This is a genomic window from Verrucomicrobiota bacterium, assembly GCA_019247695.1.
Lineage (GTDB): Bacteria > Verrucomicrobiota > Verrucomicrobiia > Chthoniobacterales > JAFAMB01 > JAFBAP01.
This window is the reverse complement of record JAFBAP010000078.1, coordinates 26,399-49,863: the sequence shown is the minus strand read 5'-3', so window position 1 is coordinate 49,863 and position 23,465 is coordinate 26,399. Positions and strand designations below refer to the sequence as shown.

19 protein-coding genes are annotated in these 23,465 nt (G+C 61.9%); 7 read left to right on the top strand and 12 right to left on the bottom strand.

What is annotated here, in order from left to right:
• Positions 1-28 precede the first annotated feature (28 nt).
• From tsaB to JO015_08300, 4 genes are read right to left on the bottom strand one after another with little or no spacing between them, the layout of a single operon-like run.
• Positions 29-634 carry a tRNA (adenosine(37)-N6)-threonylcarbamoyltransferase complex dimerization subunit type 1 TsaB gene (tsaB, locus tag JO015_08315; GenBank protein ID MBV9999103.1) on the bottom strand — a complete coding sequence of 202 codons (606 nt, stop codon included), beginning with the start codon at positions 632-634 and terminating at the stop codon, positions 29-31.
• Positions 631-1,029, bottom strand: coding sequence for a tRNA (adenosine(37)-N6)-threonylcarbamoyltransferase complex ATPase subunit type 1 TsaE (gene tsaE / locus JO015_08310; GenBank protein ID MBV9999102.1), 399 nt, complete (start codon positions 1,027-1,029; stop codon positions 631-633). The genes tsaB and tsaE overlap by 4 nt, the downstream gene beginning before the upstream one ends.
• Positions 1,030-1,052: 23 nt before the next feature.
• Entirely contained in the window at positions 1,053-1,934 is an 882-nt protein-coding gene (thiL, locus tag JO015_08305; GenBank protein ID MBV9999101.1) for a thiamine-phosphate kinase, read from the bottom strand.
• Positions 1,921-2,730 carry a CPBP family intramembrane metalloprotease gene (locus JO015_08300; GenBank protein ID MBV9999100.1) on the bottom strand — a complete coding sequence of 270 codons (810 nt, stop codon included), beginning with the start codon at positions 2,728-2,730 and terminating at the stop codon, positions 1,921-1,923. The genes thiL and JO015_08300 overlap by 14 nt, the downstream gene beginning before the upstream one ends.
• A gap of 54 nt (positions 2,731-2,784) precedes the next feature.
• Here JO015_08300 and JO015_08295 point away from each other — a divergent pair, with 54 nt between their 5' ends.
• Together JO015_08295 and JO015_08290 are read left to right on the top strand one after the other, a co-directional pair.
• Positions 2,785-3,237: a D-tyrosyl-tRNA(Tyr) deacylase gene (locus JO015_08295; protein MBV9999099.1), complete on the top strand. Its 453-nt coding sequence runs from the start codon at positions 2,785-2,787 to the stop codon at positions 3,235-3,237.
• Between the two features lie 261 nt (positions 3,238-3,498).
• Complete coding sequence (locus JO015_08290) at positions 3,499-4,065, top strand: metallophosphoesterase family protein (protein MBV9999098.1); 567 nt, start codon at positions 3,499-3,501, stop codon at positions 4,063-4,065.
• A gap of 86 nt (positions 4,066-4,151) precedes the next feature.
• Here the strand turns inward: JO015_08290 and JO015_08285 are convergent, their stop codons facing one another.
• Complete coding sequence (locus JO015_08285) at positions 4,152-4,550, bottom strand: response regulator (protein MBV9999097.1); 399 nt, start codon at positions 4,548-4,550, stop codon at positions 4,152-4,154.
• A 447-nt stretch (positions 4,551-4,997) separates the two neighbouring features.
• Entirely contained in the window at positions 4,998-6,491 is a 1,494-nt protein-coding gene (locus JO015_08280; GenBank protein MBV9999096.1) for a tail fiber protein, read from the bottom strand.
• 437 nt (positions 6,492-6,928) lie between these two features.
• Between JO015_08280 and JO015_08275 the strand changes: the two genes are divergently transcribed.
• Positions 6,929-7,630, top strand: a complete 702-nt coding sequence (locus tag JO015_08275; protein ID MBV9999095.1) for an MgtC/SapB family protein — start codon at positions 6,929-6,931, stop codon at positions 7,628-7,630.
• 62 nt (positions 7,631-7,692) lie between these two features.
• Here the strand turns inward: JO015_08275 and JO015_08270 are convergent, their stop codons facing one another.
• Positions 7,693-8,655 carry an NADPH:quinone reductase gene (locus tag JO015_08270; protein MBV9999094.1) on the bottom strand — a complete coding sequence of 321 codons (963 nt, stop codon included), beginning with the start codon at positions 8,653-8,655 and terminating at the stop codon, positions 7,693-7,695.
• 395 nt (positions 8,656-9,050) lie between these two features.
• Here JO015_08270 and JO015_08265 point away from each other — a divergent pair, with 395 nt between their 5' ends.
• Together JO015_08265 and JO015_08260 are read left to right on the top strand one after the other, a co-directional pair.
• The gene (locus JO015_08265) at positions 9,051-9,554 is read left to right on the top strand and encodes a DUF3225 domain-containing protein (GenBank protein ID MBV9999093.1); all 504 of its coding nucleotides are present in this window, start codon (positions 9,051-9,053) and stop codon (positions 9,552-9,554) included.
• Positions 9,555-10,179: 625 nt separating this feature from the next.
• A complete protein-coding gene (locus tag JO015_08260; GenBank protein ID MBV9999092.1) occupies positions 10,180-11,007 on the top strand; it encodes an N-acetylmuramoyl-L-alanine amidase in 828 nt (275 codons plus the stop codon).
• Positions 11,008-11,113: 106 nt separating this feature from the next.
• On the opposite strand, the gene JO015_08255 is transcribed toward JO015_08260, so the two are convergent.
• The 5 genes from JO015_08255 to JO015_08235 all read right to left on the bottom strand — a co-directional run bounded on the left by JO015_08255 (position 11,114) and on the right by JO015_08235 (position 20,951).
• A complete protein-coding gene (locus JO015_08255) occupies positions 11,114-12,766 on the bottom strand; it encodes a bifunctional protein-serine/threonine kinase/phosphatase (GenBank protein ID MBV9999091.1) in 1,653 nt (550 codons plus the stop codon).
• 44 nt (positions 12,767-12,810) lie between these two features.
• Positions 12,811-13,938: a NarK/NasA family nitrate transporter gene (locus JO015_08250; GenBank protein ID MBV9999090.1), complete on the bottom strand. Its 1,128-nt coding sequence runs from the start codon at positions 13,936-13,938 to the stop codon at positions 12,811-12,813.
• A gap of 610 nt (positions 13,939-14,548) precedes the next feature.
• Positions 14,549-16,525 carry a response regulator gene (locus tag JO015_08245; protein ID MBV9999089.1) on the bottom strand — a complete coding sequence of 659 codons (1,977 nt, stop codon included), beginning with the start codon at positions 16,523-16,525 and terminating at the stop codon, positions 14,549-14,551.
• Positions 16,526-16,539: 14 nt separating this feature from the next.
• Positions 16,540-19,188, bottom strand: coding sequence for a PAS domain S-box protein (locus tag JO015_08240; GenBank protein MBV9999088.1), 2,649 nt, complete (start codon positions 19,186-19,188; stop codon positions 16,540-16,542).
• A gap of 317 nt (positions 19,189-19,505) precedes the next feature.
• Positions 19,506-20,951: a DEAD/DEAH box helicase gene (locus JO015_08235; protein ID MBV9999087.1), complete on the bottom strand. Its 1,446-nt coding sequence runs from the start codon at positions 20,949-20,951 to the stop codon at positions 19,506-19,508.
• 422 nt (positions 20,952-21,373) lie between these two features.
• Here JO015_08235 and JO015_08230 point away from each other — a divergent pair, with 422 nt between their 5' ends.
• Positions 21,374-22,258, top strand: a complete 885-nt coding sequence (locus JO015_08230) for a hypothetical protein (protein ID MBV9999086.1) — start codon at positions 21,374-21,376, stop codon at positions 22,256-22,258.
• 8 nt (positions 22,259-22,266) lie between these two features.
• A complete protein-coding gene (locus tag JO015_08225) occupies positions 22,267-23,454 on the top strand; it encodes an amidohydrolase (protein MBV9999085.1) in 1,188 nt (395 codons plus the stop codon).
• The last annotated feature ends 11 nt before the right edge of the window (positions 23,455-23,465 follow it).

Genomic DNA, 23,465 nt, shown 5'->3' with positions numbered 1-23,465 from the left:
GATTAAGGTCACACGGCGGAGGTATAGGTTACGTGGCTTCTCCTGATTTACCCGGCACCCCACACCCGACACTCGGCACCATTACGTGAGGCCCTTTCAGGTAGAGCGGTTCGACCGAAGCAGTCCAGGCAGGGGACCGACTCAGAAGATGTTCTGCGCCAGGGTCGCTAAACCGGGCCTGAACGTTTTCCGGAATTGGCGTGGTCGCAAAACAGGGTATGGACGGCAATGCGGCCAGCGTTACGTGGAGGTCGTGGGCGGGGATAAGCCGGGGACCGTCAGCGAGGCGGTGGTGGCGGACCATGGCAAAGAAATAGCTTCCACGGCGAGCGTTCCCGATCACAAGGTAGGTGTCCTCGGCAAACCCGAGTACGGACGGGCATCCCGCCAACTCGCAGCCGAGAGCTACCTGTAACCCCAGGGCCGTTGCGGCTGCCACCCGCAAACCGGTGTACGAACCCGGTCCGGTACCGATTACGATACGATCGAAAGCGGTTACCGCCTGCCGGGCCGCGGCGACGGCAAGCGCCAACTGGCTGGACCCCTCAAACGACGCCGTCTGCACTACGCAGCCATCCTTCGCGACGGCAAGGCTGCCCCGGCCGGTTGAATTCTCGATCGCAAGCTCGATCACCACCGTACCTCACGGGCGTCATCCGTTAAGAACGACAGATAAACGTGTTGAGTTCCCGGCGGCAATTCCGAAGGGAACCTGCCGGCCCATTCGATAACCGTCACCCCGCACCGGTCCAGGTAATCGTAGAATCCGGTTTCCTCCAGCTCGTCGGCACGTTCGAGCCGGTACCAATCGAAATGGAATACCGGCAGCCTGCCTCCCCGATATTCGTGAACGAGGGTAAATGTGGGACTGCTGACGGGTTCGTCGCTCCCCAGCCCGGCAGCCAAACCCTTGACCAGCTCGGTTTTGCCCGCTCCCAGGTCCCCGTGCAAGGCCAATACCGCTCCGGGTACGGTCGATTGACCCAGATCGAACCCGACCGCCTGCGTTTCCTCGGGAGAATGACAAATCCGTTCCACGATCCGGTCGAGCGTTAACGCCGAAAATGGTCATACCCTCCCGGCACCCCATCAACCGCGGTGCCGGTGTTAAGCTCACCAATCCGGCTCAGCTTCAATTTGGGAAACGCCTGAGGCCACGCAGCCTGGAGCCGGGCACCCTCTTCCGGCGCGACGATGAAAAGCAGTTCGTAATCCTCGCCGTCCCCCAACCCCTGGTCGACGGTGCAGCCGCGGTTCAGGGGCACGGCCGCGCGGTCGATCCGGAACCCGACGCCGCTCGCCCGCGCCAGACGCGGTAAATCTTTGGCGAGCCCGTCACTGAGATCCATCATGGCGTGAAGACGGAAATTTTCGTTCAGCCACACGGCCTCCTCCACCCGCGGCTCGAAACGGAGGTGACGGCCGGCCAGGGAGCCACCCAGTTTTCCCGTGACGAAAATCGAGTCACCGGGTTCACCGCCGGCCCGAGTCACGTATCGTCCCGAGGGCACCGACCCGGTCAGGGCGACGGAAATGAAGATGCCACCCAATGATCTGGCAGTCTCGCCGCCAACGACGTTGATGCGATACCTTTCCGCCGCGCGCCGCAATCCGGCGTAGAGCCCGCGCACCCAGGAGAACTCCAGCGCGGGAGGGGCGGCAAGGGTAATCAGGGCGTCTCCAGGCCAGCCCCCCATGGCCGCCACGTCGCTGACCGCCCGGCAGAGCGCCTTCCAGCCGACCGCTCGCGGCGGCGATGCGCGCGTGAAATGGACGTCCTCTATCACGCAATCGGTCTTCAGCAACAGAAGCTCGGGCCCGTGACGAACCACCGCGCAGTCGTCCCCTGCCGGCACAAGCACGCGCGCATCGTTAGGCAGCGCCTTGATGAGCTGCGCCACAACCTGATCTTCACCGGCGTCAGCTAAGGTCATGCGGAAACATCAGGACTGCGACAAGGTTCAGCGCGTTGAACACCGCATGCATCGCCATCGGCACGAACAACGACCCGGTCACCTCGTAGGCGATCGTAAACGCGCACGCCAGCACAAATAACGGCACCAGCGCCGGGACGTTCACGTGCACCAGGCCGAACAGCACCGCCGTGAAAACAAGCGATGGCAGCGACCCGAAAAATCGTTTCATCACCGTGTACAGATAACCGCGAAACACCAGTTCCTCCGCCACGGGTGCAATCACGACGGCCAGAAGGATGATGGACACGCGCTGCCCGGGCTGGGTCGAGTCTCGGAAAACCTGGATGATTTCCTGCGAATCCTGCCCGGAACGGTCTCTCAGCCATTGGGTGACAATTTCACTGGTCCCGAAGACCAGCGGCAGTGCCGTGAACAACAGCCCAACCCCCCACACGATCGCCCGCAGGATCGGCAACCGGTCGAAACCAAACAATTGGCCCACCCGAATGCCGCGGGCTCGAAAGGAGATGAGGATCGGGCCGAGAATCAGGGCCCACGAAAGCAGCGTCGCCAGGATCAACTGCTCTCCTGAGAAGCTTGCGGCGCCGGGCGAACCCGCCGTCTTCAAGTGGGCAAACGATTGAAAAACGATGTAAAACACCAGTGCCGTTGCAAATACCACGTCTACCCATGTAAGCTGCTCGGCGCTGACCTTTCCCCCGCCGGTCGCGTAAACGAGCCGAAAGAGACGCACGTAGACAGCCAGGCTCACCGCAACGAGGAGCGCGGCAACCAATGCGAAGGGATAGCTCATGGTAAAACGCAAAGCTTACACGCGTTCGCCGAAACGTCGAACCGGGTTCCGGCCATGCGCGCCTTGATCCAGCGGGTAAAAACGGCTTCGGTCACGGTCGACGGCCATGAGGCAGGGGCAATCGGCAGCGGGTTACTGATGCTGCTCGGGGTCGGCGTCACGGATGGACCGGAAGACCTGGAGTGGCTGGCACGGAAAACATTGCAGCTTCGCATCTTTTCGGATGCGCAAGGGGCCATGAACCGTTCCGTCACGGAGGTGGCCGGCGGCATTCTCGTGATCAGCCAATTCACACTTTTCGCGCGGACAAAGAAAGGCAACCGGCCCTCCTTCGTCGATGCGGCTCCCCCGGAAAAGGCCGAGGCGCTCTATGAAAGCTTTTGCCGGTTACTGGCGGGACGGCATTGCGGCCCGGTGGCGTCGGGCAAATTCGGCGCCCACATGGAAGTCAGTCTGATCAACGACGGCCCCGTTACCATCTGGATCGATACCCGGGAGTGGCAGTAAAAATTCGGTCACACGGCGGGCGCGGCGGAGAAGAATCACACGGCGCCACGGCGGGCCGCAGCGACCACGGCGGGAAGAAGAATGCCACCAATGAGGGCGGCTGGACAGGCACGGCGTAATCCTTGCCAGGAGCCGAATTCGGGGTCAAGCATCGGGTGCCGGGTAATTTTCTGTCTTCCCGCCGTGGTCGCTGCGGCCCGCCGTGGCGCCGTGTGATTCTTCTCCGCCGCGCCCGCCGTGTGACCGGACTCCGAACTCCACATGCACGCCTTTTCGGACATAAAGCGAATGGTCATCCTCTCGGACACTCATGGTTTGATCCGCACCGGCGTGGAACCGGAATTGGCCGGTGCGGACCTGATCCTGCATGCGGGAGACGTGGGCTCCGCCGGTGTCCTGGCGTGGCTTGAACGTTTTGCGCCGACCATCGCCGTGTGCGGCAATGTCGACGGCGATCGACTGAGCTTGCCGGCGACCGAAATCATCTCGGTCAACGGTGAACTCGTCTATCTGCTCCACCAGCTTGAACGGCTCGACCTCAACCCGCGCATAGCCGGTTTGCGGCTGGTCGTGTCGGGCCACTCTCACAAAGCGTCCATCACCCAGTCGGACGAAGTCTGGTTCTGTAACCCGGGCAGCATCGGGCCACGGAGGTTCCGGCTCCCGATTACGCTGGTGGGCTTATACCTGGGCGCGAAAACCTGGGATGGTACGCTCAGGGAACTTATGATTCCTCCCGGGCACGGCACGGAGCGCCTCGAGACGCGCGCCAGCTTTGTCATGGAGTTACCGGACAGGGATGCCGGGCTTCAGACCGACGAAGGGTAAGAGGCCAGGCCAGCCTGGACCGGCACGCCTCGGCCTCCGCCGTTGGTCGCATGCCGTCATGGAGATCCCGTCCGGGCCCGGGCCGCTTAACGCAGTGCCCCTCCCTTGCCCTGGTCGACCACGTTCAGGATGGCCTGCACCAAGTTAGCCGGTTTGGTGGGCTTGGCCAGATGCAGGGAGAATCCAGCGTGTTGGGTCCGCACTCTCTCGTCCGGACTGGCGTGCGCCGAAAGCGCAATCATCGGAACCGCCCCGCCCGACTCCGCCCCCAAGGCTCGCACTTCTCGAATCAACGTGTAACCGTCCATCTCCGGCATCGCCAGATCTGCCACCACGACGTCCGGTCGCAGGATGCGGATCGCAGCCAGACCTTCCTGCCCGTTTGCACCCGTCGTAACTTGCGCACCGTACATCTCGAGAATGCGGCTGGTCGATTCCCGGGTGTCCGCGTGATCCTCAACAAGAACGATTCTGATCCCTACCAACTCGTACACGCGAATGATGACACACGAGCGTTCAAGCCCCGATCGGCACGGCTTCCACCCCCCTTTCTCAGCGCGCCGCCTTGAACATCCATGGTCCTACCTCCTTGTCTAATGGTCATGTCGGTCATTGATAAGCCTATGCCGGAACGGGCCGGCTTACACCCCGGCCGCAGAGCAACACTCTGCACAAAATGCCTGAGTTGCCACTGAAATAAATCCGTCCCGACTTCCCTGCATTTAGTCGTGGAAACGGCGCCAAGGCAAACCGCCTCCTGGGTGGGCGGGATGATTTGTACACGCGTGGTCGGGTTCGCTCAAGAGTGCCGTACGACTATTTGTCCCGGCCGGTATCTCCCCTGTTTCCAAGGAAGGCACCGGCAGGACGCCATTGATCATGCGCTGGCACCAGTGTTCTTGCGCCGGACAGACACCTCGACGTCATGCCGGTTAACGCTGAACTCGAATGATGAATTGCAGCGCGATGTTGTCAGGCCGGAGCTTTCCCTGCTGCTTTATCATCGGTCCGAGGTCACCTCGCAACGCCATGGCGTCAACCTCCGCATCGGCTCCAGAGGCCGGGGGTTGGGTCTGCGCTTGCGTTTGCACCGGGGCGACGGGGGCATTCGGCGTCTCCCCGCCTCCTATGGCCGCTGGGCTGGGCGCCGCCCCCTCCACGCCGGCTTGCGCCTGAACGGGATTCGGGCTTGCTGCCCCGCCGCCGGGCGCCGAAGCCAAAGGGGCATTCCCCGGCGCCTCGCCGCTGCCAACCGGGAACGTTCGGACATCACTGCCAGGTCTCAGCTGCTCCCGCCGCTGGGTCTGATAAGCAAACAAATTTCTGCTCTGCTCCGTCCCCAGACCGCCCGCTACCCGCACGTCGGAGACGTCGTGGGTGTGCTGCGGCAGCTTCTCAGCCTGCTTACTCCCAACCTCACGAGGGGCATCTTCGTCGATTTTATCAGGGTCTCCGCTCTTACGGGTGTCAGCACCACGGATGAAATACCCCCTTAAATCCGGCACATGGACAGCCTTCCCGCCGTCGGTTGTCCAGTAAGCGTCCCTGAAAAGCTGGCAAAACTCAGGGCCTTCCTGACTGGTCACGGGCTGGCCATCGCAAATTCGCCATTTCGCAGGCGGCTTTTCCGTGAGCGGCCACATCAGGATGCTGCCGATCGGCATCTGCTCAAGAACGAGGGCTCCGACGTTATTCTCCAGGTCCTTCACCATCCCCTTGAATTCAGCCTCTTTAACCGTCAGAACCGCATCATAATTGCGAATGATGATCTGAAAATCGTTAATGACCTGGTGCGCCTGCTGGTACTGGCTTCTTGCCTCGTTCAGATCCTTGGAAGCGTCTGCGGCCCGACCTCTAAGCCGCTCAACTTCGTCCTGAAACGGCCGGAGCCGGTTCTCAGCCGCGTTGACCCGCTGCACCAGATCGTCCAGCCGCCCTTTGTCTTCACCGTTGGCCCTCTGAACGGATTCCCGCAGCGAGACCAGTTCATTGCTCAACCCTTGCAGGTCAGCTTTGGTGACGCCCTGCAGCGAATCCCGCAGCGAGGCGAGCTCATTGTTCAGCCGGTCAAAGTCGGCCTTAGTCACCCCCTGGAGCGAGTCCCGCATCGACGCAACCTCGTTGTTCAAGTGCTGGATATCGGCCCGGCTGACTCCCTGCACCGAGTCGCGTACGGAACGAAGTTCGTTGTCTAACCGCTGGATGTCGGCCCGGCTAATTCCCTGCAGCGATTCGCGGATTGGACGCAGTTCAGTATCCAGCCGCTGGGCGTCAGCCCGGCTGGTCCCCTGTACCGAGTCCCGGACGGAGCGCAGTTCGCTGTCCATTCGCCGAACGTCGGCTCTGGTATGGCTGCTCACCAAGCCTGCAGTCACGAGCGACACGATGACCGCGATAATCGGGGCGATGATTGCTACGATCAGCATCCCTTCCTCCGGCCGCAAGTCGCGGTACCAATCCCGCCACCACGGTCCGGGGGGGGATGGCTGTGCAGCAGGTGTCCTTTCTGGGGGTTCGCCGCCAATGGGCGGAATGGGGCTATCTGGGGGTTCGCTCATAACCGTGAATTAAGTCCAAGAGAGCCCCGATGGCTAGGGCAATCTAACGGCAGCTAAGAAAGCTTGCTCGCGGCGCGCCGGTTGCTGGATGCCGGCCTTGGGAGTCGGGCTGCTGACCGGCGGCTACGGTCGCGGGTGAACTTGAGCGCGCGGGCCTATGAAGATCCGGCCGACCTATTCCGCCGCCTCGATGAAGTTGCCGGCCGTCGCCGACGGCGGCGAAGATCTTCGCCGCCGCATGTAACGTTTGGTGCCGACCGCACGCGTTCACCCGGCGAAACTGTTGTGATGAACGGAATCAAGTTATGTCTCCCACGATAGGGTGGCCGGAGGTTGCTCTACGGTTAGTCCTGACCGTCCTGGCGGGTGGGTTGATCGGCCTGAACCGGGGCGAGCACGGCCATCCTGCCGGGCTGCGTACGACCCTGCTGGTCTGCCTGGCTGCCTCCATCACCATGCTGGAAGTCAACCTACTGCTCGACACGTCCGGCAAGGCCGCCAATTCCTACATCCAGCTGGACCTCATGCGCCTGCCGCTCGGCATTTTGACCGGTATGGGGTTCATCGGCGCCGGTGCGATCGTGCGCAAGGAGGGCCTCGTCCTGGGCCTGACCACCGCCGCCGCCCTATGGTTCGTCACCGTGCTCGGTCTCTGCTTCGGCGGCGGCCAACTCGCACTCGGTTTGGCATCGCTCGCGTTGGGCCTCGTTGTCTTGTGGGGCTTGAAATGGGTCGAGAAACGCTGGAAACAAGACCGCCACGCAACGCTGACGTTGACGGTGGCGGACACCGGGGAGGGCCCGACCGAGGATGAGATCAGTGCCCGTTTCAAGGCGACCGGCTACAAAACCGATACCTGGGCGATAACCTATGACGAACGGCGCCATGAGCGGCAGTTCAGCATCGAAGTGCACTGGCGGGCCTCCCCCGACGATCCGCAGCCGCCTCCGTTTCTGCACAGCCTTGCGCGGCAGCCCGGAGTCCTCAACCTCGAGTGGAAGCCCTGACCGGCGGTGAAGCGGGCCCACCGTGGCACCGGCCGGGAGGCCCGGGCCCGCACGGGGCGAGTTCACGGGATCAGGACGATTTTTCCATGGGCACCGGGTTCCATCAGAATCTGGTGAGCCCTTGCAGCCTCGGCCAACGGCAATTCGCGTCCTACCACCGGTTTCAAAATCCCGTTCTCCAGGGCCGCCGCCAAGGCCGCGTGAATGCGCTCGAGCTCTTTCTCCGGCGTGTTCCAGAGCGTCATCCCAAGGACGGCGGCGTCGCGGCTCATGGCGTCACGCGGGTTGACTTCCACGGTTCCCCGGCTGCCGACAACCACGACCCGGCCGGAGCGCGCAAGTGCCGTCAGATCTTTGCCCAGATTCACATTGGCCAGCATCTCGATAATGACGTCGACGCCGCCGCCACCGGTGATCTCACGCAGTTTCTCCAGATAATCCGGCGCATGATGGTCCAGAACGTGGTGCGCGCCTTCGCTGCGGACAAGCTCCCGGCCTTTGTCGCTGCCGGCAGTACCGATCACCGTCAAACCATAAGCTCGAGCGAGTTGCACCGCCGCGGTGCCCACCCCGCCGCTTGCGCCGTGAACCAGTACCGTCTCGCCGGGCTGCGCCTGGGCGCGGAAGAACAGGGCGCGGTAGGCCGTCGCACACGGGGTGTTCACGGCCGCACCTTGCGAGAACGACGCCGCCGGCGGCAGAGGATGGATCTGAGTGGATTTGCAAAGGGTGAACTCAGCGTAAGAGCCGGTAATGGTTCCACCCGTATAGACGCGTGCCCCCACGTCGATGTCCGTAACGCCCGGACCGGTTTCAGCCACAATGCCGCCTGCATCCGTACCCAGGGTAAACGGCCGTTCAGGTTTTGCAGGGTAGGTTCCGGCCCGGATGTAAGTCTCGAACGGGTTCACACCCGCTGCTTTCACCTGCACCAGGACTTCGCCGGGCCCGGGTTTTGAGATCGGGATGTCCTCCGGTTTCATTACCTCCGGGCCGCCGAATTCATGGATTCGAATCGCTTTCATTTCATGTCATGTCATGTCACAGGTTCGCCGCAGGCCGCCAGCCGGAGCCCGCCCGTTTACAGCCGTGATCGCCCGGAATCGGCGGCCTGCGGGCCTACAGGTAATCAACTGCGGTATTCTCCGATTGCAAAGCTACGAGTCTACACTGGACGGCTGACCGGCATGCGCCTGAGGGCATCATCAGGTCACCCCGCCAAAACCGTTCAGCCCACCCAAACCGCCGGGCTCACCCGGCTCGTCCGGGCGCAAAAACGGTACGCCAAGGCTGACTTGATCCACACACCTGACGCGTGAACCGGCGCAATTTTCGTTAAAAAACAGACAACATTACCGAAAATACTAGATTTGGGAGCATATTATCATATAAATGATAACTCTTAAGGATGGGTAGGAGTTTGAAAACGGTGTTTTTGGCCCTGCTGCTTGCCACCGCATGTGCAGCGCCGGCGCTGGCCTCAAGCGCTGATCAGGTTTGGACCTTCGACTCGGTTTCTTCGGATTCAGCAAACGGCGAGCAGTCGAGTGCCCACCAGGTATATCTCCTGATCATGGGGCAGGTGGCAGCCTGGAATTCTCAAGACATTGAGGGCTTTATGGCAGCCTACTGGAAAAGCCCGAAGCTGGTGTATCTCGATGACGGGGAGCAGGTCTTCGGCTGGGACCAACTCTACGCAAATTACGTGAACGGGTTTTCTGACCGCTCACTGATGGGTTATCTTGAGGCCCAGCGCGTGAAGGTTCAGATGCTCGAGCCCGACATGGCCTACGTGCTCTTATGGTGGGATATGCTGCTGGGGCGCCCGCGAAGCAAGGTTGTCGGGACTTCAACCCTGGTGGTACGCCGGATGGACAGTGAGTGGAAGATCGTCGCCGCGCACACCACTTCCCTGCAACCTTAAGCTTGACGCGGGTCGCCGCACCCGCGGGCAAGCTTCCGCGATTACCCGGCATCGGGATCTGCCCCGCTCCACGGGTCACCGGCTGAATCCTTTCTTTTTCATCCCCCTTGGGGCTGATTTTATGCCCTAAGGGGGGCAATGGCAACGAGCGATCGGTCCGGGTTGCACGGCCGGGAAAAGTCCCCTCTTTCCGCGCCCCGGTATCCCGTCACGCGACGGCCCGGCCGGCGGCTATACCCGTTGAACTTTCGGGCGGAGGGGAGTCCAACTGACTTTCGGGGCAGGGCTGTGCCCCCGGAGAGATTCCCAGGCTTTATCCTCCTGATGGCCTGAACGGCGCACCTGATCCTTGGCTGGCACTGCAAAATCCGCAGAAACGTAGGTTAAAGAACCGATCGCCAGAGCGCCATATACTATCATCTTCATATTTAAGAGAATTTAAAGCCCATTACCCATAGACCAATAAATATGATAATTTCAAGTAAACTTTACGATATAATTGTCGTTTTATAGTGAGTTCGGGACGGTTCGGCGGGAATCCGCGCCTCAGCGAGTGAATCAGCAGTGCGACAATTTTTTTGTCCCTCACGGGCGCAAAGCTTTCAGTTGCGCTATATATCGGCCCGTGTTTGCCCATCAATTGCAGTTCAGATCCGGCGCATCGGTTTTGGCCTTGTCTGCGTTTTTACTTTTTTTTAGTTTTTCACCCCTGGCGCTGGGTGAAGGGCCGCGCGGCTTTGACACGGTCGTCGTTGACCCCGGCCACGGCGGGTACGATCCGGGCGGCATCCTGGGCCTGCGAACCTATCCGCAGGAGAAAACCGTCACGCTGGCCGTTGCGCGCCGGCTTGCGCGCATTCTTCGCTCTGCCGGCCTGCGGGTGGTGATGACCCGTAACGCGGACGAGTTCGTGCCCTTGGGCCAACGTGCGGCGGCCACGTATTACTTCCAAGGGCGTGCAGTCTTCGTCAGCATCCATTTCAATGCGGCCTTCCGTTGGAGCGCCCGCGGAATTGAAACGTACTTTTACCGGGCGGACAGCCTGGGGTTGGCAACGCGGGTTCACCGCGCGATTCTCGCGGCCACCGGGGCCGAGGATCGCTACGTTCACTGGCGCGGCTTTTTCGTCGTCCGGCGTTCAGCCGTGCCGGCGATCCTTTGCGAGTGCGGCTTTCTGACCAATCCGGAAGAAAGCCGCCTGGCGGATCGGGGCGATTACCAGGAACGACTGGCGCGCGCCATCGCTGCAGGGCTCCTGGCGCAGCGGCAAGAAGGCAACCCGTACGGAATTCAGGCGCCCGTGATTACCGCCCCGGCTCGGCACTTTTACCGGCCGTCCCGCGGCCGTCGCGCGATTTACCGGCGCTACGTTCGTTCCCGAAGGGTCTACCGCTCCCACGTCCATCGCCAGAGCCGAACGCGCGCCGCGCACCATCGCCACCGTTACCGGTAGGAGCCCGGGTACCGGACGCCAGGGGGGAGTGCGGGCAGTTGCGAACGCCCCCGCTTGGTATAGTAAATATGTTTGATATTGCATTTTGAGGCGGCTGCCGGTCCGTTCACGGTAGTTTAACGCCTGCGGCCAGCAGCTTCACAATCAGGCCGGCGCAGAGCACCAGCAGAAGCAGACACATGGCCCGGTAGAAAGCGACCGGGTTTCGTTCCAGGAATGCGCCGTTCTTGCGGCGGAACGGCTGGACCTGGTCAGGGTGCTCAAGCTCAAAAAGCATTTCGGAGTAATTCCGGTACCGCCGCTCCGGGTCCGGTGAGATCGCCCGAAACAGTACCGATTCCAGCCAGGGCGGCACGTTCGGGTTCAGGCGGGACAGCGTTTTCACCTCGTGAAAGTGCGGCGTCTGAAAACGCTCAATTTCACCGTAAGGGAAACTCCGGGTAAGGGCTTCGAAAAGGGTGACGCCGATGGCATAGACCTCGGTACGTTCGGAAACAGGCGCTTCGTGAAAACGCTCGGGCGCCAGGTAACTGGCGGTACCGGCCCGTGACGTTATGGAGAAGAGTTCGGACGTGCTCCCGAGGTCCACCAGCTTGAACGTGATGGTGTCGTAACTGCTCAAGACGAGGATGTTTTCCGGCTTGACGTCGCCATGCACGAGGTCAAACCGAAGCAGGTGCTGGCTTGCGTTCAGCAGAAACTTTCCCAGCGCGATGGCCTCATCGACCGCCAGGGGGCGGGAGCGCAGCAGCGTTCTCAAGCTGGGCGCTTCGATGAATTCCATCGCGTAGCAACGCACGGAGGCCTGATCCGGCAGAAAGGCACGGACAAAAAAGTCGGACGCCTGCAGGCGCGTGGCGTTCCACGTCTCCTTGACGAACTGGTTGAGCACCTCCTCGTCGTCACGAGCCTCCAGCGGCGCAAATTTCAACACGAAACGCTGGCCCTCGCGGGCGGCCAGCCAAGCGCGATCACTGTGCTGAAACGGTTTCAGCAAGGTGAACCCGTCGATCACGTCACCTTTGCGCAGCGACGCAGGAATCTTGAGCGGAATTTTGCTCACGGCCTGGAGTTTACCGGTCTCCGCGATGTCAAGCACGACGGCACTCATATCGTCGAGCGCCTCGGGCGTCGCCTTTGCCCGGGCGTTGGAAACCAAAGCCCGGGCTGCCCATCGCGCCCGCAGCTTGGCGCCGAGCATCGCCTCGTCGAGCACGTTGGAAACGCCATCCGAGCAGAGCAGCGCAATATCTCCGTCCACGAGGTCGACTTCGAAAAAGTGCGGGTTCACTTCCGGCGCGATGCCGACGGCGCGATCGAGCACGTGGCGCATGCCGGGCTCTTTGCACACGTGGTCATCCGAGAGCCGGCGGAGCTCACCGCCGCGGGAGAGGTAGACCCGTGAGTCGCCGACGTTCAAGCCATGAAGTTTATCGCCTTCGATCACCGCTACGGACACCGTGGAAACCATCTCGGGCGATCCGTAGCGGATGAGCGAATCCTGGTAGAGGCGTTGGTTTACCAGCCGGGTAAACTCCGCCAGGGCCTTCTGCGGGCTCCAACTCTTTGGACGAACCGCATAGTTATTGACCAGCGATTCGACGACCCGGGCGGCCGCCTCCCCGCCTGCCTTGGCTCCGCCCGCGCCGTCCGCCAGCACGGCGATGAGCGTCTCGCCCCAGGACTTCACCGCAAAGGCGTCTTGCGACGGTTGCTGATCCGAACGCGCGCAGCCAAAGCTGGTGGCATTTATTTTCACTTCGTGGTCGCGCCTTTACGGTCGAGCCGGACCGACCAGATCGACTAGATTCGCGCACCGGCCACGGCGCCCCACGTGGTTCGCCAGCGCAGTTTCACGATGCTGAGGCCGGCGATGGCCAGCAGGCAGAGCCCGGCAAAAACGCAGAAACCGGCCAGGTACGATCCGGTCAGACCTTTGGATAAGCCCAGGGAACTGGCGAGGTAAAAGCCGCCTACCCCGCCGCCGGCGCCGACCAGCCCCGTCATTACGCCGATATCCTTGCCGAAACGTTGCGGCAGGAGTTGAAACACCGAACCGTTGGCCATTCCAAGCGCACCGGAAGCCACCAGGAGCATCGCGAGGGCAAAATAGAGATTTTGACCGAGCGCCGCCGCCAACAGCGCCAGCGCCGCGGTCAGGTAAAAGCGGTAAAGCGCACGGATGCCCCCGGCCCGATCGGCCCAGGCGCCGCCTACGGGTCGCAGCATCGCGCCGGTAAAGGTGCAGAGGGCAGCCAGGTCGCCCGCGTGCACGGCCGGCACGTTGAATTCGCTTTTGAAGAAGAGGACGTAGGAGCTGGCCAGCCCCACAAACCCGCCGAATGAAATGGTGTAATAGAAGCAAAACCAATGGGCATCCCGGTCTTTCAGGAGTTTCCAGTAATCGCCGAGCCGCTTGGGCGTCACCTGAACGGGAGCCTCTCGGGACACCAAGGCGTAGAACAGCAGAACGAGCACCGCCGGGATGAGCGCCAGCCCGAAGACGACCCGCCACCCGTAGGCCGCAGCCAGCCGGGGTGCGAGCAGGGCATCGAGCACCGTGCCGACGTTGCCGGCTCCAGCCAGGCCCATGACCATTCCCTGCAAGTGAGGCGGGTACCAGCGGCCGGCCTGCGGCAGGGCCACGGCGAAACTTGCCCCGGCAAACCCCAGCACCATGCCTAAAAGCAGGGTGGCCTCAAAACCCCCAAGCCCGACCAGCCAGGCGGTGGCCAGGCCGGCCATGACAATCAATTGGGCGGTAATGCCCGTTCTCTTGGCGCCGAACCGGTCGACCGCCAGCCCGAGCACAATCCTTAACAATGCGCCCGACAGGATCGGCACTGCCACCATCAAGCCCCTCTGTTCGGCGGTGAGGTGCAGACTTTCACCGATCTGGACCCCCAGGGGGCCAAGCACCGTCCAAACCATAAAGGAAAAGTCAAAGTAAATAAAAGCTGCCAGCAACGTCGGCCAGTGTCCCGCGGATTTAAATTGGGCGATGTTCAAGGTAGGTTTTCGGATGGTTAGTAGAATGTGTGTTCGAGAAATCCGACCTGAAGCGCGACGCGTGCCACCTCCGGCCCTTACCCCTGAAAAAGACGGTGAATCCAGGGTTACCGGGCACCTTTCACGGGAAACCACGCGCTTCCGGCCCCGTCCGTGCCGGATCATGAGCACGGCGGATGCCTGAAACATGGCGCGCAGTGTTTATTTTTGCGCACCGGCCTGCGTGGATCGTACGGCTTACGGCTGAAAGCGGCCCCTTCCGGCGGCCTTACACCGTTTCGACGGCCATGGAGGTAAAATCTTGTCTTCCTTCCCCGGTGCCCTGCCGGCGTTACACCTGTTAAACCGTATAAACGGTCCAGGCCCGACGGGCCGGCCAAGGTCTCCGGGTCCATTGGGTCCAAGGCCGATTCAACCAGCCACGGAGCACCCTCCGGCGCCCCCCGAGCCGACATTCTATCGAGATAACGTCTGAATGGTATTAACTAAATGGCCGCGCGTTGGAAACCACCCGTCTGATCCGCAGATCGCGTCAGCTTTCTCCCAACAGTAGGGTCAGTTTTTCCACGAGCTTCTCGAGCGAAAACGGCTTTTGCATAAAGACCGTTCCACTATCCTCCTCATAGAGAGGTTTTACCTTCCGCTCCGTGTAGCCGCTCATGATCACGACGGGAAGCCGCGGAAAATGGGTTCGGATGACCTTGAGCACGTAGTCGCCGTGGAGCTCAGGCATGGTCAGGTCAAGCAGAACCACCCGGTAGCCACCGGCCCGCTCAAGCAGTTTCTGGATCGCCTGCCGGCCGTTCTCAGCCGTCTCGACCTCAAAGCCGCAGTGACGGAGGGCGTGGGTGGCGGCCAGACGGACGATCGGTTCGTCGTCGATGAGAAGTGCCCGCCCGCTGGTTTTCCAGCTCATGTTAACGGCCCGCGCCGTTCCCACCACCGGCGGGCTACTTGCCCGCGGGAATAGGATCCGGAACGTCGTACCCTGCCCCGGCGTGCTTTCGACGTGGATCGCGCCGCCGTGCGCGCGCACGATGCCCAGGACCGCCGACAAGCCGAGCCCTCGTCCGGTAAACTTGGTCGTAAAAAACGGGTCGAAGATGCGGGTGAGCGTCTCGGGGCTCATGCCGTGACCGGGGTCGCTGACTTCCAGAAGAACGTATTCACCTTCGGACAACTCGGAATTCAGGCGGCATTCGGCTAGAAAGGATTGATCGGCTCGAAACCGGCGGGTCCCGATGCTGAGGCACCCCGACCCCTCACCAAGCGCCTCAGACGCGTTGAGAACGAGATTCATCACCATTTGGTAGAGTTCCGCGCCGTCGGCCAGGATCGGCGGCAAGCTCTCTTCCAAATTCAATGCCAGCGTCGCGTGGTTCTGGATAACCACCTTCAGCAGCGGTGCCGCCTCCCGCACGAAGGAGTTCAGGTTCAATGCCCTCATCACCAGGGAACCCCCGCCTGCATACGCCAACATCTGGTTGCAGAGCCGCGCGGCCCGGCTCGCGGCGGTTTTGATCTCGTCCAGCAACTCGGCCATGGGCGTACCCTCCCTCACCAGGGTACGGGCGAGCGAGGTGTTCAACGTGACGGCTACCAGCAGGTTGTTGAAATCATGCGCGACGCCGCTGGCCACCTGGCCCAGGCTCTCCAAGCGGAGGGCCTCGCGCATCTTTTCTTCAAGCCGCAACCGTTCCTCCTGCGCCTCTTTGCGGGCCGTCGCGTCGCGAAACACCGTTACGTACCCGGTTAAGGTGCCGTCTCTCTCGCGAATAGGCGCGATGCTGTCATCCAACGCCACGTGCCTGCCTTCGCGCGTCCGCAAACAGTGCCCCTCTTCCAGGGCAATGGCCAGGCCGTCCACGGTGGCGCGCTCGAGAAGATCGGTTACGGGCGGTCCCTCCGCCCCTTTTTCCACCACGAATACGTCATAAAAGTGCCGGCCCAGCGCCAGTTCCCGGCTCCACCCGGTGATCGCCTCGCCGATGGCATTGATGAATTTGATCTGCCCGTACGCATCCGTTGCGATTACCCCGTCCCCCATGCTCCCGAGCGTGGCCGACAACCACTGTTCCACCTTTCGAAGCCTTTGCTCCGTCCGTTTGCGGTACAGCGCGATCTCGATGGTGGCTTTCAGCTCGCGCTCGTCAAACGGCTTGAGCACGTAACCGAACGGCTCGGTAATCCCGGCGCGTTTCAGCGTGGCATCGTCGGCATGAGCCGTGACAAAAATGATGGGTACGTCGGCTATCTTCCGGATCTCGGCGGCCGCGTCGATCCCGTCCCGTTCACCGTGCAGGTGAATGTCCATCAACACCAGATCGGGCGTTTGCGCAAGAGCGATAGCGACCGCTTCAGCGGCGCTGTCGCTCACCCCACAGACTTCGTAACCGATCTTCGTGAGGCGATCCTCGAGGTGGATGGCCACGAGGCTTTCGTCCTCCACTATCAGGATAGCCGGCCCTTTCTCAGCCCGACCGGCGTCTGGCTCGCATGACACGGACATAACTTGTTCCACCGCTAACCCTTATCTCCGTTTATAGTCAGGATAATTTCAATGGAATTTAGATTCCCATTAGAAAATCTTAATTCGCCCCGGATCTGACGAACGAGCATCCGGACCAGCCGGAGCCCGAGCGAGTTGGTTTTTGCCGGTTCGATCCCACCCGGAAAGCCGGCACCGTCGTCGGTGACCCGAAGGGCCACCTTGCAGTCCGGCAAGCTTTTCCAGGCCACGCCGATGCGGCCCTTCTCCCGGTCGCGAAACGCGTGTTTGTAGGCGTTGGAGACCAGTTCGGTGGCGATCAGTCCAAGCGGCAGGGCCGTATCGAGGTTAAGCTCGACGCTCTCGCAGTCGGTGGTAAGCACGATTCTCCGGCCGGTCTTACACTGGCTTCGGCCGATCAGCGCCGCCAGGTCAACCAGGTGCGCCCCGAAATCGATCGTGGCCAGTGAGTTGGCCCGGTAGAGCCGGTCGTGCACCAGGGCCATCGCGTGAATGCGCATCTGGCAACCCTTAAAGATCTCGACATCCGCCGGGTCCCGCAGACCGGCGGCGTGGAGCTCGAGGAGGCTCGAGATCACCTGCATGTTATTTTTTACCCGATGATGGATCTCGCGCAGCAGCACCTCTTTTTCGGCCAGGGAAGCCTTGGTTTGTCGCTCACCCTCTCTACGAGTCGTGATGTCCTGGATCTGCTTCACGAAATGCAACGGATGGCCGTCGCTGTTGCGTATCACGGTACAGGTAACCATAACCCAGACGATCCGGCCGTTCTGGTGAAGGTACCGCTTATCCAGTTGGCAACAGCTGGCCTCCCCGACAAGGAGCGCCTGCATCTGGGTAAGGCTGGCCTCCAGATCGTCCGGGTGGGTGATTCCCTGAAACGTCATCGCGAGCATCTGCTGCTCGCCTCGCCCGACGAGCTCGCATAACGCGCGGTTGACTTTTAGAAAGCGGCCGTCAAGCGCCAGGATGGCCATCCCGATGGCGGAATGTTCGATCGCGCTGCGAAAGCGCTCCTCACTTTCCTCCAAGGCCCGTGCGACCATTTCCTGCTCGGTGACGTCGAGCATGATGCCGAGCAAAGACACCGGGGTGCCAAAGCTGTCCCTTAGCACCGTGGCGGAGCAGCGGAGGTAGCGCACCTCGTTGGTGCCTCTCAGGATCCGGCACTTGACGTCCCGGTATTCCGGTTGGTCCGGCGCAGTCCCCATCATGGCGATCCCAGCCGCTTTATCCTCGGGATGAAGCGCGCCTCTAATCAGCGCCTGGTCTGCCGGCACCCTCTGCGGCGCATAACCCAGGATCCGGTATAGCTCGTCCGACCAGGTTTCCAGGCCGGTAGTCAGATTGCGCGACCAGCTGCCGAGGTGCGCCAGCCGTTGAGCCTCGGCCAGGAGGGATTCCCGCTCGCGCAATGCCTGAAGGGCCGCCTCCTGCTTGCTAACGTCGCGAATGGAGGCAATCACAAACCGGCCTCCGGAGGTGGCGAGCGGATTGAAGCGGACCTCGACGGCGAATCGCGACCCGCTGCGGTGTTGAGCCGGCACGTTGACAACGGCCTGCAGCATCTGCACACCGGGCAGCAGGTGACCGATGGGGTAGTCGATCAGTTCAGATCGTTCGTACCCGAAAAGCCGTTCGATCTCTGAATTGACGGTTTGGATTCTCCCCGCTGAGTCCATGACCACCATTCCGCCCGGTGCGAATTCGTAAAAGGCCTGGGCACGCACCAGGGCGCGTTGCACCTCCCGTTCAGCCCGCCGGTGACGCCGGTCGAGCCGGTCCAGCGCCATCACGCCGCGCAGCGAAAGGGCTGCGAGCGAAACGAATACCCCCGTCCCATACCCCGCCAGGCCGAGCGCCGGGCCCAGGCCCCAGCGGCGCTGCGCCCACAAAGTGCCAAAGCCAAGCGCCACCGTCAGAAACGCGCCGGCCGGTACCAGCCGCCGGGCAAGCGAACCGGCCCGCCAAGGGCTCGAGAAAAGCCGCAGCATGCCTTCAAACGGGCGTAGAAACACGAACCCGGTGGCCGCCGAAACGAAAGCAGCCGCCGCCGGCATAGGGAGGACGCTGCGAAACACTGCCGGCTCCCGATCGAACGCCCCGTAAACCAAGGCTGCGACCGAAAGCCAGGCCAGGCAAATCAGCGCGACGATGCAGCCGGAATACAGCGCCAGCCCTCCTGGACGGCGCCAGGCAAGGAGGGCCATGCCGGCCAGCCCGACCGCGATCGCCCCGGCAGGCGAGGGACGGATGGGAAGTCGGCCCGCATCGTCAAAGGTGTCGGGCCAGAGGCCTCGATCAATCCCCAAGCCCATCCTGGTAAATGACTCCAACAAACTATAACCCGCCACCAGCAGCGCCACGCACGCGAGCGCGACGGATCCATACTTCAGCGCCCGGTACAGCCCCGACCGCCGATGGCGTCGCTCCATTGCGGCCAGCAAAAGCGATACGCTGACCACGACCGCGCCGAACGCAAGACTGAACTCCATCGGCACCAGCCCCGGCATGAAGCTGATCAAAATACGGCAGTGGAATATCCAGCCTGCCATCACGACGCAGCTCATTAACGCCGACACCCCTGCGCAGGTGCAGGCCATCCGCCCTGCAAACCGCCGCGTATCGGCCACGCTGACCATTTCTTCCGGGAGAGCACGCATCTGACAACCACCGGCAACAATGAGTTACCGGTGTAATAAGATAAAAACTAATAATGGCCAGACAAGCCAATTTTCTCATAGGATAAGGCCCGAAACGGCCCTGCGCTACGCCTGCGCGGGAGGGATGCCTCCCCGATTTTTTCACGGAGACGGGTTGAGCGTCTCAGCGGCGGGCGTGAGCGCCAAACGCAGCCTCATTCGGGCCTGCTCACCCCGATGGCTGCGCGCGCATGCCGCTTGCACAACCAGCGCCGGACGCAGCGTGGTAAACGGGCGCCGCGAAGCCTTCACGGCACCTTGCCTGGATCCCTCGAGCCTTACCCTCGATTGCGGTGCGGCCTTTTCGGCCGGCTGGGCCGGGGACGGTTGCGTCGCCGGATGCCCTCACCATCCCGTCTCCTGCCTCCACCACCTGCGAAGGTATCCTCGGCCGCTTCGGCGGAAGGCCGGGGCGACACATCGACGCGGCGATTGTCTTCCTTTCGCAATTCCTGGAGGGCCGCACACGCGATATCGGTCGACAAGAATCCCTGCTCCAACAGGCGATCCACAAGGTCTTGTTCGGCTTGGAAGTTGTCCTGCAAAAGGGCACCCCGGATTCGCTCGAAAAAGGCGCTGGTCCGCTTTTCCTCGATCTGCTCCAGGGAAGGCGGCATGCGGCGGAGGATTTTGGTCCGCGCGTAGCGCTCAATGCTTTGCAGCTTGTAGATCTCGCGTCCGGCAGCAAACGAGATGGCGCGTCCCGAACGGCCGACGCGCCCGGTCCGGCCGATCCGGTGCACGTAGTCCTCTTCGTCCCAGGGCAAGTCGTAGTTGAACACCACCTCAACGTTTTCGACATCCAGGCCGCGGGCCGCCACGTCCGTGGCCACCAGAAACTCCAGATTACCCGTGCGGAATTTCTGCATCACCCGGTCCCGCTGGGCCTGGCTCATGTCGCCGTGCAACCGGTCGGCCAGGTAACCCCGGGCAACCAGTTCATCGGCGAGTTCGTCCACCATCCGTTTGGTATTGCAAAAAATGATGGCGAGTTTGAGATCGAGAAAGTCGATGAGACGGGTAAGCACCTCGGTTTTGGAACGTCCACGGATCTCATAATAGGTCTGCTCAACCGTCGGGACGGTCAGCATCTTGTGCTCGATGCGCACCGTCTGAGGGTCGCGCCCGAAGGTACGGATCAATTCCTGGATCGGCTTTGAGAACGTTGCTGAAAAGCAAATGAACTGCCGGGTGGACGGTACGGCTCGCAGGATCTCCTCGATGTCCTCCCGGAAACCCATGTCGAGCATCTTATCAGCCTCATCGAGCACGGCCATCCGGACCTGATCCAGGCGCAAGGTGCCGCGGCTCAGATGATCCAGAACCCGGCCCGGGGTTCCGATGACGATCTGGGCACCCTGGCGCAGGGCGCGCAACTGGCGGTCATAAGACTGGCCGCCGTAAATCGGCACGCAATGAAGGCCTTGTTTGAAGGCGGCCATTTTGAAAACCTCCTCGGCCACCTGAACCGCGAGCTCGCGGGTCGGGCAAAGGATGATCGCCTGCACCACGCCCTGCTGCGGATCGGTTCGCTCAACCAGGGGAACGGCGAAGGCTGCGGTTTTGCCCGAACCGGTTTGCGATTGACCGATGACGTCGCGACCGCTGAGCAGGAGGGGGATGGTTTCTGCCTGGATGGGCGTAGCCTTTTCATACCCGAGGCGGTCGATCGCTTTCAGCAGCTCCGGGGAGAGGTTCAGTTCGGAAAAAAGTTTCGCAGTCATAACAAGGAAAAATTGCGTTCACCTCACCGTAAGCGCACAGGAGGAGCGTGCCGGTCGCGCCACAAAGGAAAACTTAGTGAATTGTATCCTAAAGCGAACCGGCCAAATTACAAACGGGCGGTCGCGCCTAAAAAAGCGCAGCCGGAAGCTGGCTCCCGGTCCGCGTTGCCGCTACGATCTAAAAATTGTCTGCCGTCGCCCACCACAATGAGAGCGGCCGTCCAGGGACCTAGTCACTCGCGACCCGCCCTTTTGTGCAGCCATCTTCAGGAGTGCGCTTTGGTGGGCACAAAAACTGCCTCTTAAGTGATACACCTGATCAAATTATCGTCGTAGAGGATGGAATTGAATGCGTTTACCCGGGCGCTAGTTTGGCCGCAGAAAAAATCCAGCTCGCTTTAAAAATAACACTGGCGACAACAATGGCGGTTTATTACCTACATGGTCCGGAAACGGCAGGGACGACCTGTGAGGTGAACCCGAAAGTCATTTTCTTCGAGGAAACCCGCCGGTTCAAAATCGCCGCAGAGGCTCTGGGAATCAAATTCTCGGTCTCGCGAGTCAGGGTTCGTTGCCGAGGCGGCAAGGCACGCAAGCCGCCGTACTTTGCGTGTTGTTACAACGTGGGCAATCTCGGCAGCGTGAACATTGTGGCTTTTTTTTACCCGCTGTTGGCGGATTGGGAGCTTATGGACAAGGATGCCGAAGGTTATCGCCAGCGCATCCGGTCGGCGCTCCGTGAAGAAATGATCCACGCCGTACAGGTGATGGCCGTCAGGGACCGTTACCTGAGTTCACCCGAGCTGAGGGAGCGCTTCAAGACGGCGGAGGCCTATTATGAGCGCCTCCTGGGCCGGATCATCGACGAACTTGCTATTAACCAGGAAGGCCACGATGCCGTGCTCACGGCGGCGAGGCTTTACTACGAAGATTGGACAATCGATTCATTGGACAAGCTGCGGCAAACGGACAAACGGCTCCATGGGCGTGACGGTTACATGGCCAGTGAGCTGATCCGGCAACTGGCGCAGATCCGGTGTGGAGAACTCACCAGCGAGGAAGCCAAGGGGAAAGCGTGGGACCGGTACCGCCAATTCTCGACGGGCCCCTTCGGTACGACTGAAAACCTGCTGAAGTCGATGGCCGCAACCTTGCGCCAGGCGGCGCCCGCTTTGGTCTCTTTAAGTCCGGCCCTGGCGGAAACGCTGGCCGAGATTGAACGGACGATCTGTACCTTGCGGCAGGTCGATGCCGCCCGATGCGGGACTGAGCAGAAACCGCTGGCCGCGACCGCATTAGTGAGTTGAGTGCCACTGTGGATAATCTTGAGGGCAGGCTGGAGCGCCTTGCCGCGACTTTACCGGAGACGCGGCGGCACCTTCACCGCTACCCTGAGTTGAGCGGGGCCGAGTTTGCGACGACGGCCTACCTGAGTGAACGATTGGCGCGGGCGGCGGTACCTCACCGGGTCGGCCAAGGCAACCGCGGCATCATTGCGGATCCGGCAACGGCCGTCCCGTCTCCCGGCAAACCCGTGATCGCGCTGCGGGCCGACATCGATGCCCTGCCGATCGAGGAGGCAAATCCGGTGGAGTACCGTTCACAGCAGCCCGGCGTCATGCACGCCTGCGGGCACGATGCGCATACCTCCATCCTGCTGGGCTTGACGCTGGCGCTTCACCGCGCAGAGGGGTTGGCAGTGGGCTGGCGGGCCATTTTCCAGCCGTCCGAAGAGGTCGGCCAGGGGGCGCTTGAGATGATCCGTCAGGGCGCCCTGTCCGGGGTTGAGGCTGTAGTGGCGCTCCACGTCGATCCGAACCGGCCGGTCGGAACCGTTGGCGTCACGCCCGGGCCACGCACCGCTTGGTGCCAGGATTTCACGATCGAGGTGACGGGGCGTGGGGGACACGGCGCCCGGCCGCATGACACCGTGGACCCGATCGCCGCCTCGGCCCACCTGATAACGCTGATCTACCAGGCTTTGCCGCGACAGAACGACGCCCGGAACCCGGTAGTCGTCACGATTGGCGCCATCCAGGGCGGACATGCCTCCAACGTCATCCCGAATCACGTTTCCCTGAAAGGCACCATCCGTTCCGTCGACCAACCAACGGCCGAACGCGCCCACGACTGTCTTCAACGCCTGTGCGCAAGTGCCGCCCAGGCTTTCCAGGCAACCGTCACCCCCAGGTTTGACCCGTTGCTTCCGGGGTTGGTCAATGATCCCGCCATCGCCCGGCTTTGTGCCGGCGCTGCTCGTGAACTGCTCGGGGATGCTGCCGTCGCGACCGATGACCGCGTCAGCATGGGCGCCGAAGACTTTGCCGAATACACGCGGCTGACCCCCGGGTGCATGATCAGCCTCGGGACGAACACGCCCGGACGCCCCGTCACTCCCCTGCATACCCCTACGTTTGACATCGATGAACGGGCCCTCCTGATAGGAGCGCGCCTGCTTGCGCGCGTACTCTCGTGCTGGCCAAACGCCTTTGCCAATCCCTGACCACGGACCGC

Excerpts from the sequence above, each read along its gene's own strand:
- JO015_08250 (MBV9999090.1), bottom strand. The coding sequence starts at position 13,938 with ATGGTTTGGACGGTGCTTGGCCCCCTGGGGGTCCAGATCGGTGAAAGT.
- JO015_08240 (MBV9999088.1), bottom strand. The coding sequence starts at position 19,188 with ATGCGTGCTCTCCCGGAAGAAATGGTCAGCGTGGCCGATACGCGGCGG.
- JO015_08280 (MBV9999096.1), bottom strand. The coding sequence starts at position 6,491 with ATGCTGATCGTAGCAATCATCGCCCCGATTATCGCGGTCATCGTGTCG.
- JO015_08290 (MBV9999098.1), top strand. The coding sequence starts at position 3,499 with ATGCACGCCTTTTCGGACATAAAGCGAATGGTCATCCTCTCGGACACT.
- thiL (MBV9999101.1), bottom strand. The coding sequence starts at position 1,934 with ATGACCTTAGCTGACGCCGGTGAAGATCAGGTTGTGGCGCAGCTCATC.
- JO015_08300 (MBV9999100.1), bottom strand. The coding sequence starts at position 2,730 with ATGAGCTATCCCTTCGCATTGGTTGCCGCGCTCCTCGTTGCGGTGAGC.
- JO015_08230 (MBV9999086.1), top strand. The coding sequence starts at position 21,374 with ATGGCGGTTTATTACCTACATGGTCCGGAAACGGCAGGGACGACCTGT.
- JO015_08270 (MBV9999094.1), bottom strand. The coding sequence starts at position 8,655 with ATGAAAGCGATTCGAATCCATGAATTCGGCGGCCCGGAGGTAATGAAA.
- JO015_08275 (MBV9999095.1), top strand. The coding sequence starts at position 6,929 with ATGTCTCCCACGATAGGGTGGCCGGAGGTTGCTCTACGGTTAGTCCTG.
- JO015_08295 (MBV9999099.1), top strand. The coding sequence starts at position 2,785 with ATGCGCGCCTTGATCCAGCGGGTAAAAACGGCTTCGGTCACGGTCGAC.
- JO015_08245 (MBV9999089.1), bottom strand. The coding sequence starts at position 16,525 with ATGTCCGTGTCATGCGAGCCAGACGCCGGTCGGGCTGAGAAAGGGCCG.
- JO015_08235 (MBV9999087.1), bottom strand. The coding sequence starts at position 20,951 with ATGACTGCGAAACTTTTTTCCGAACTGAACCTCTCCCCGGAGCTGCTG.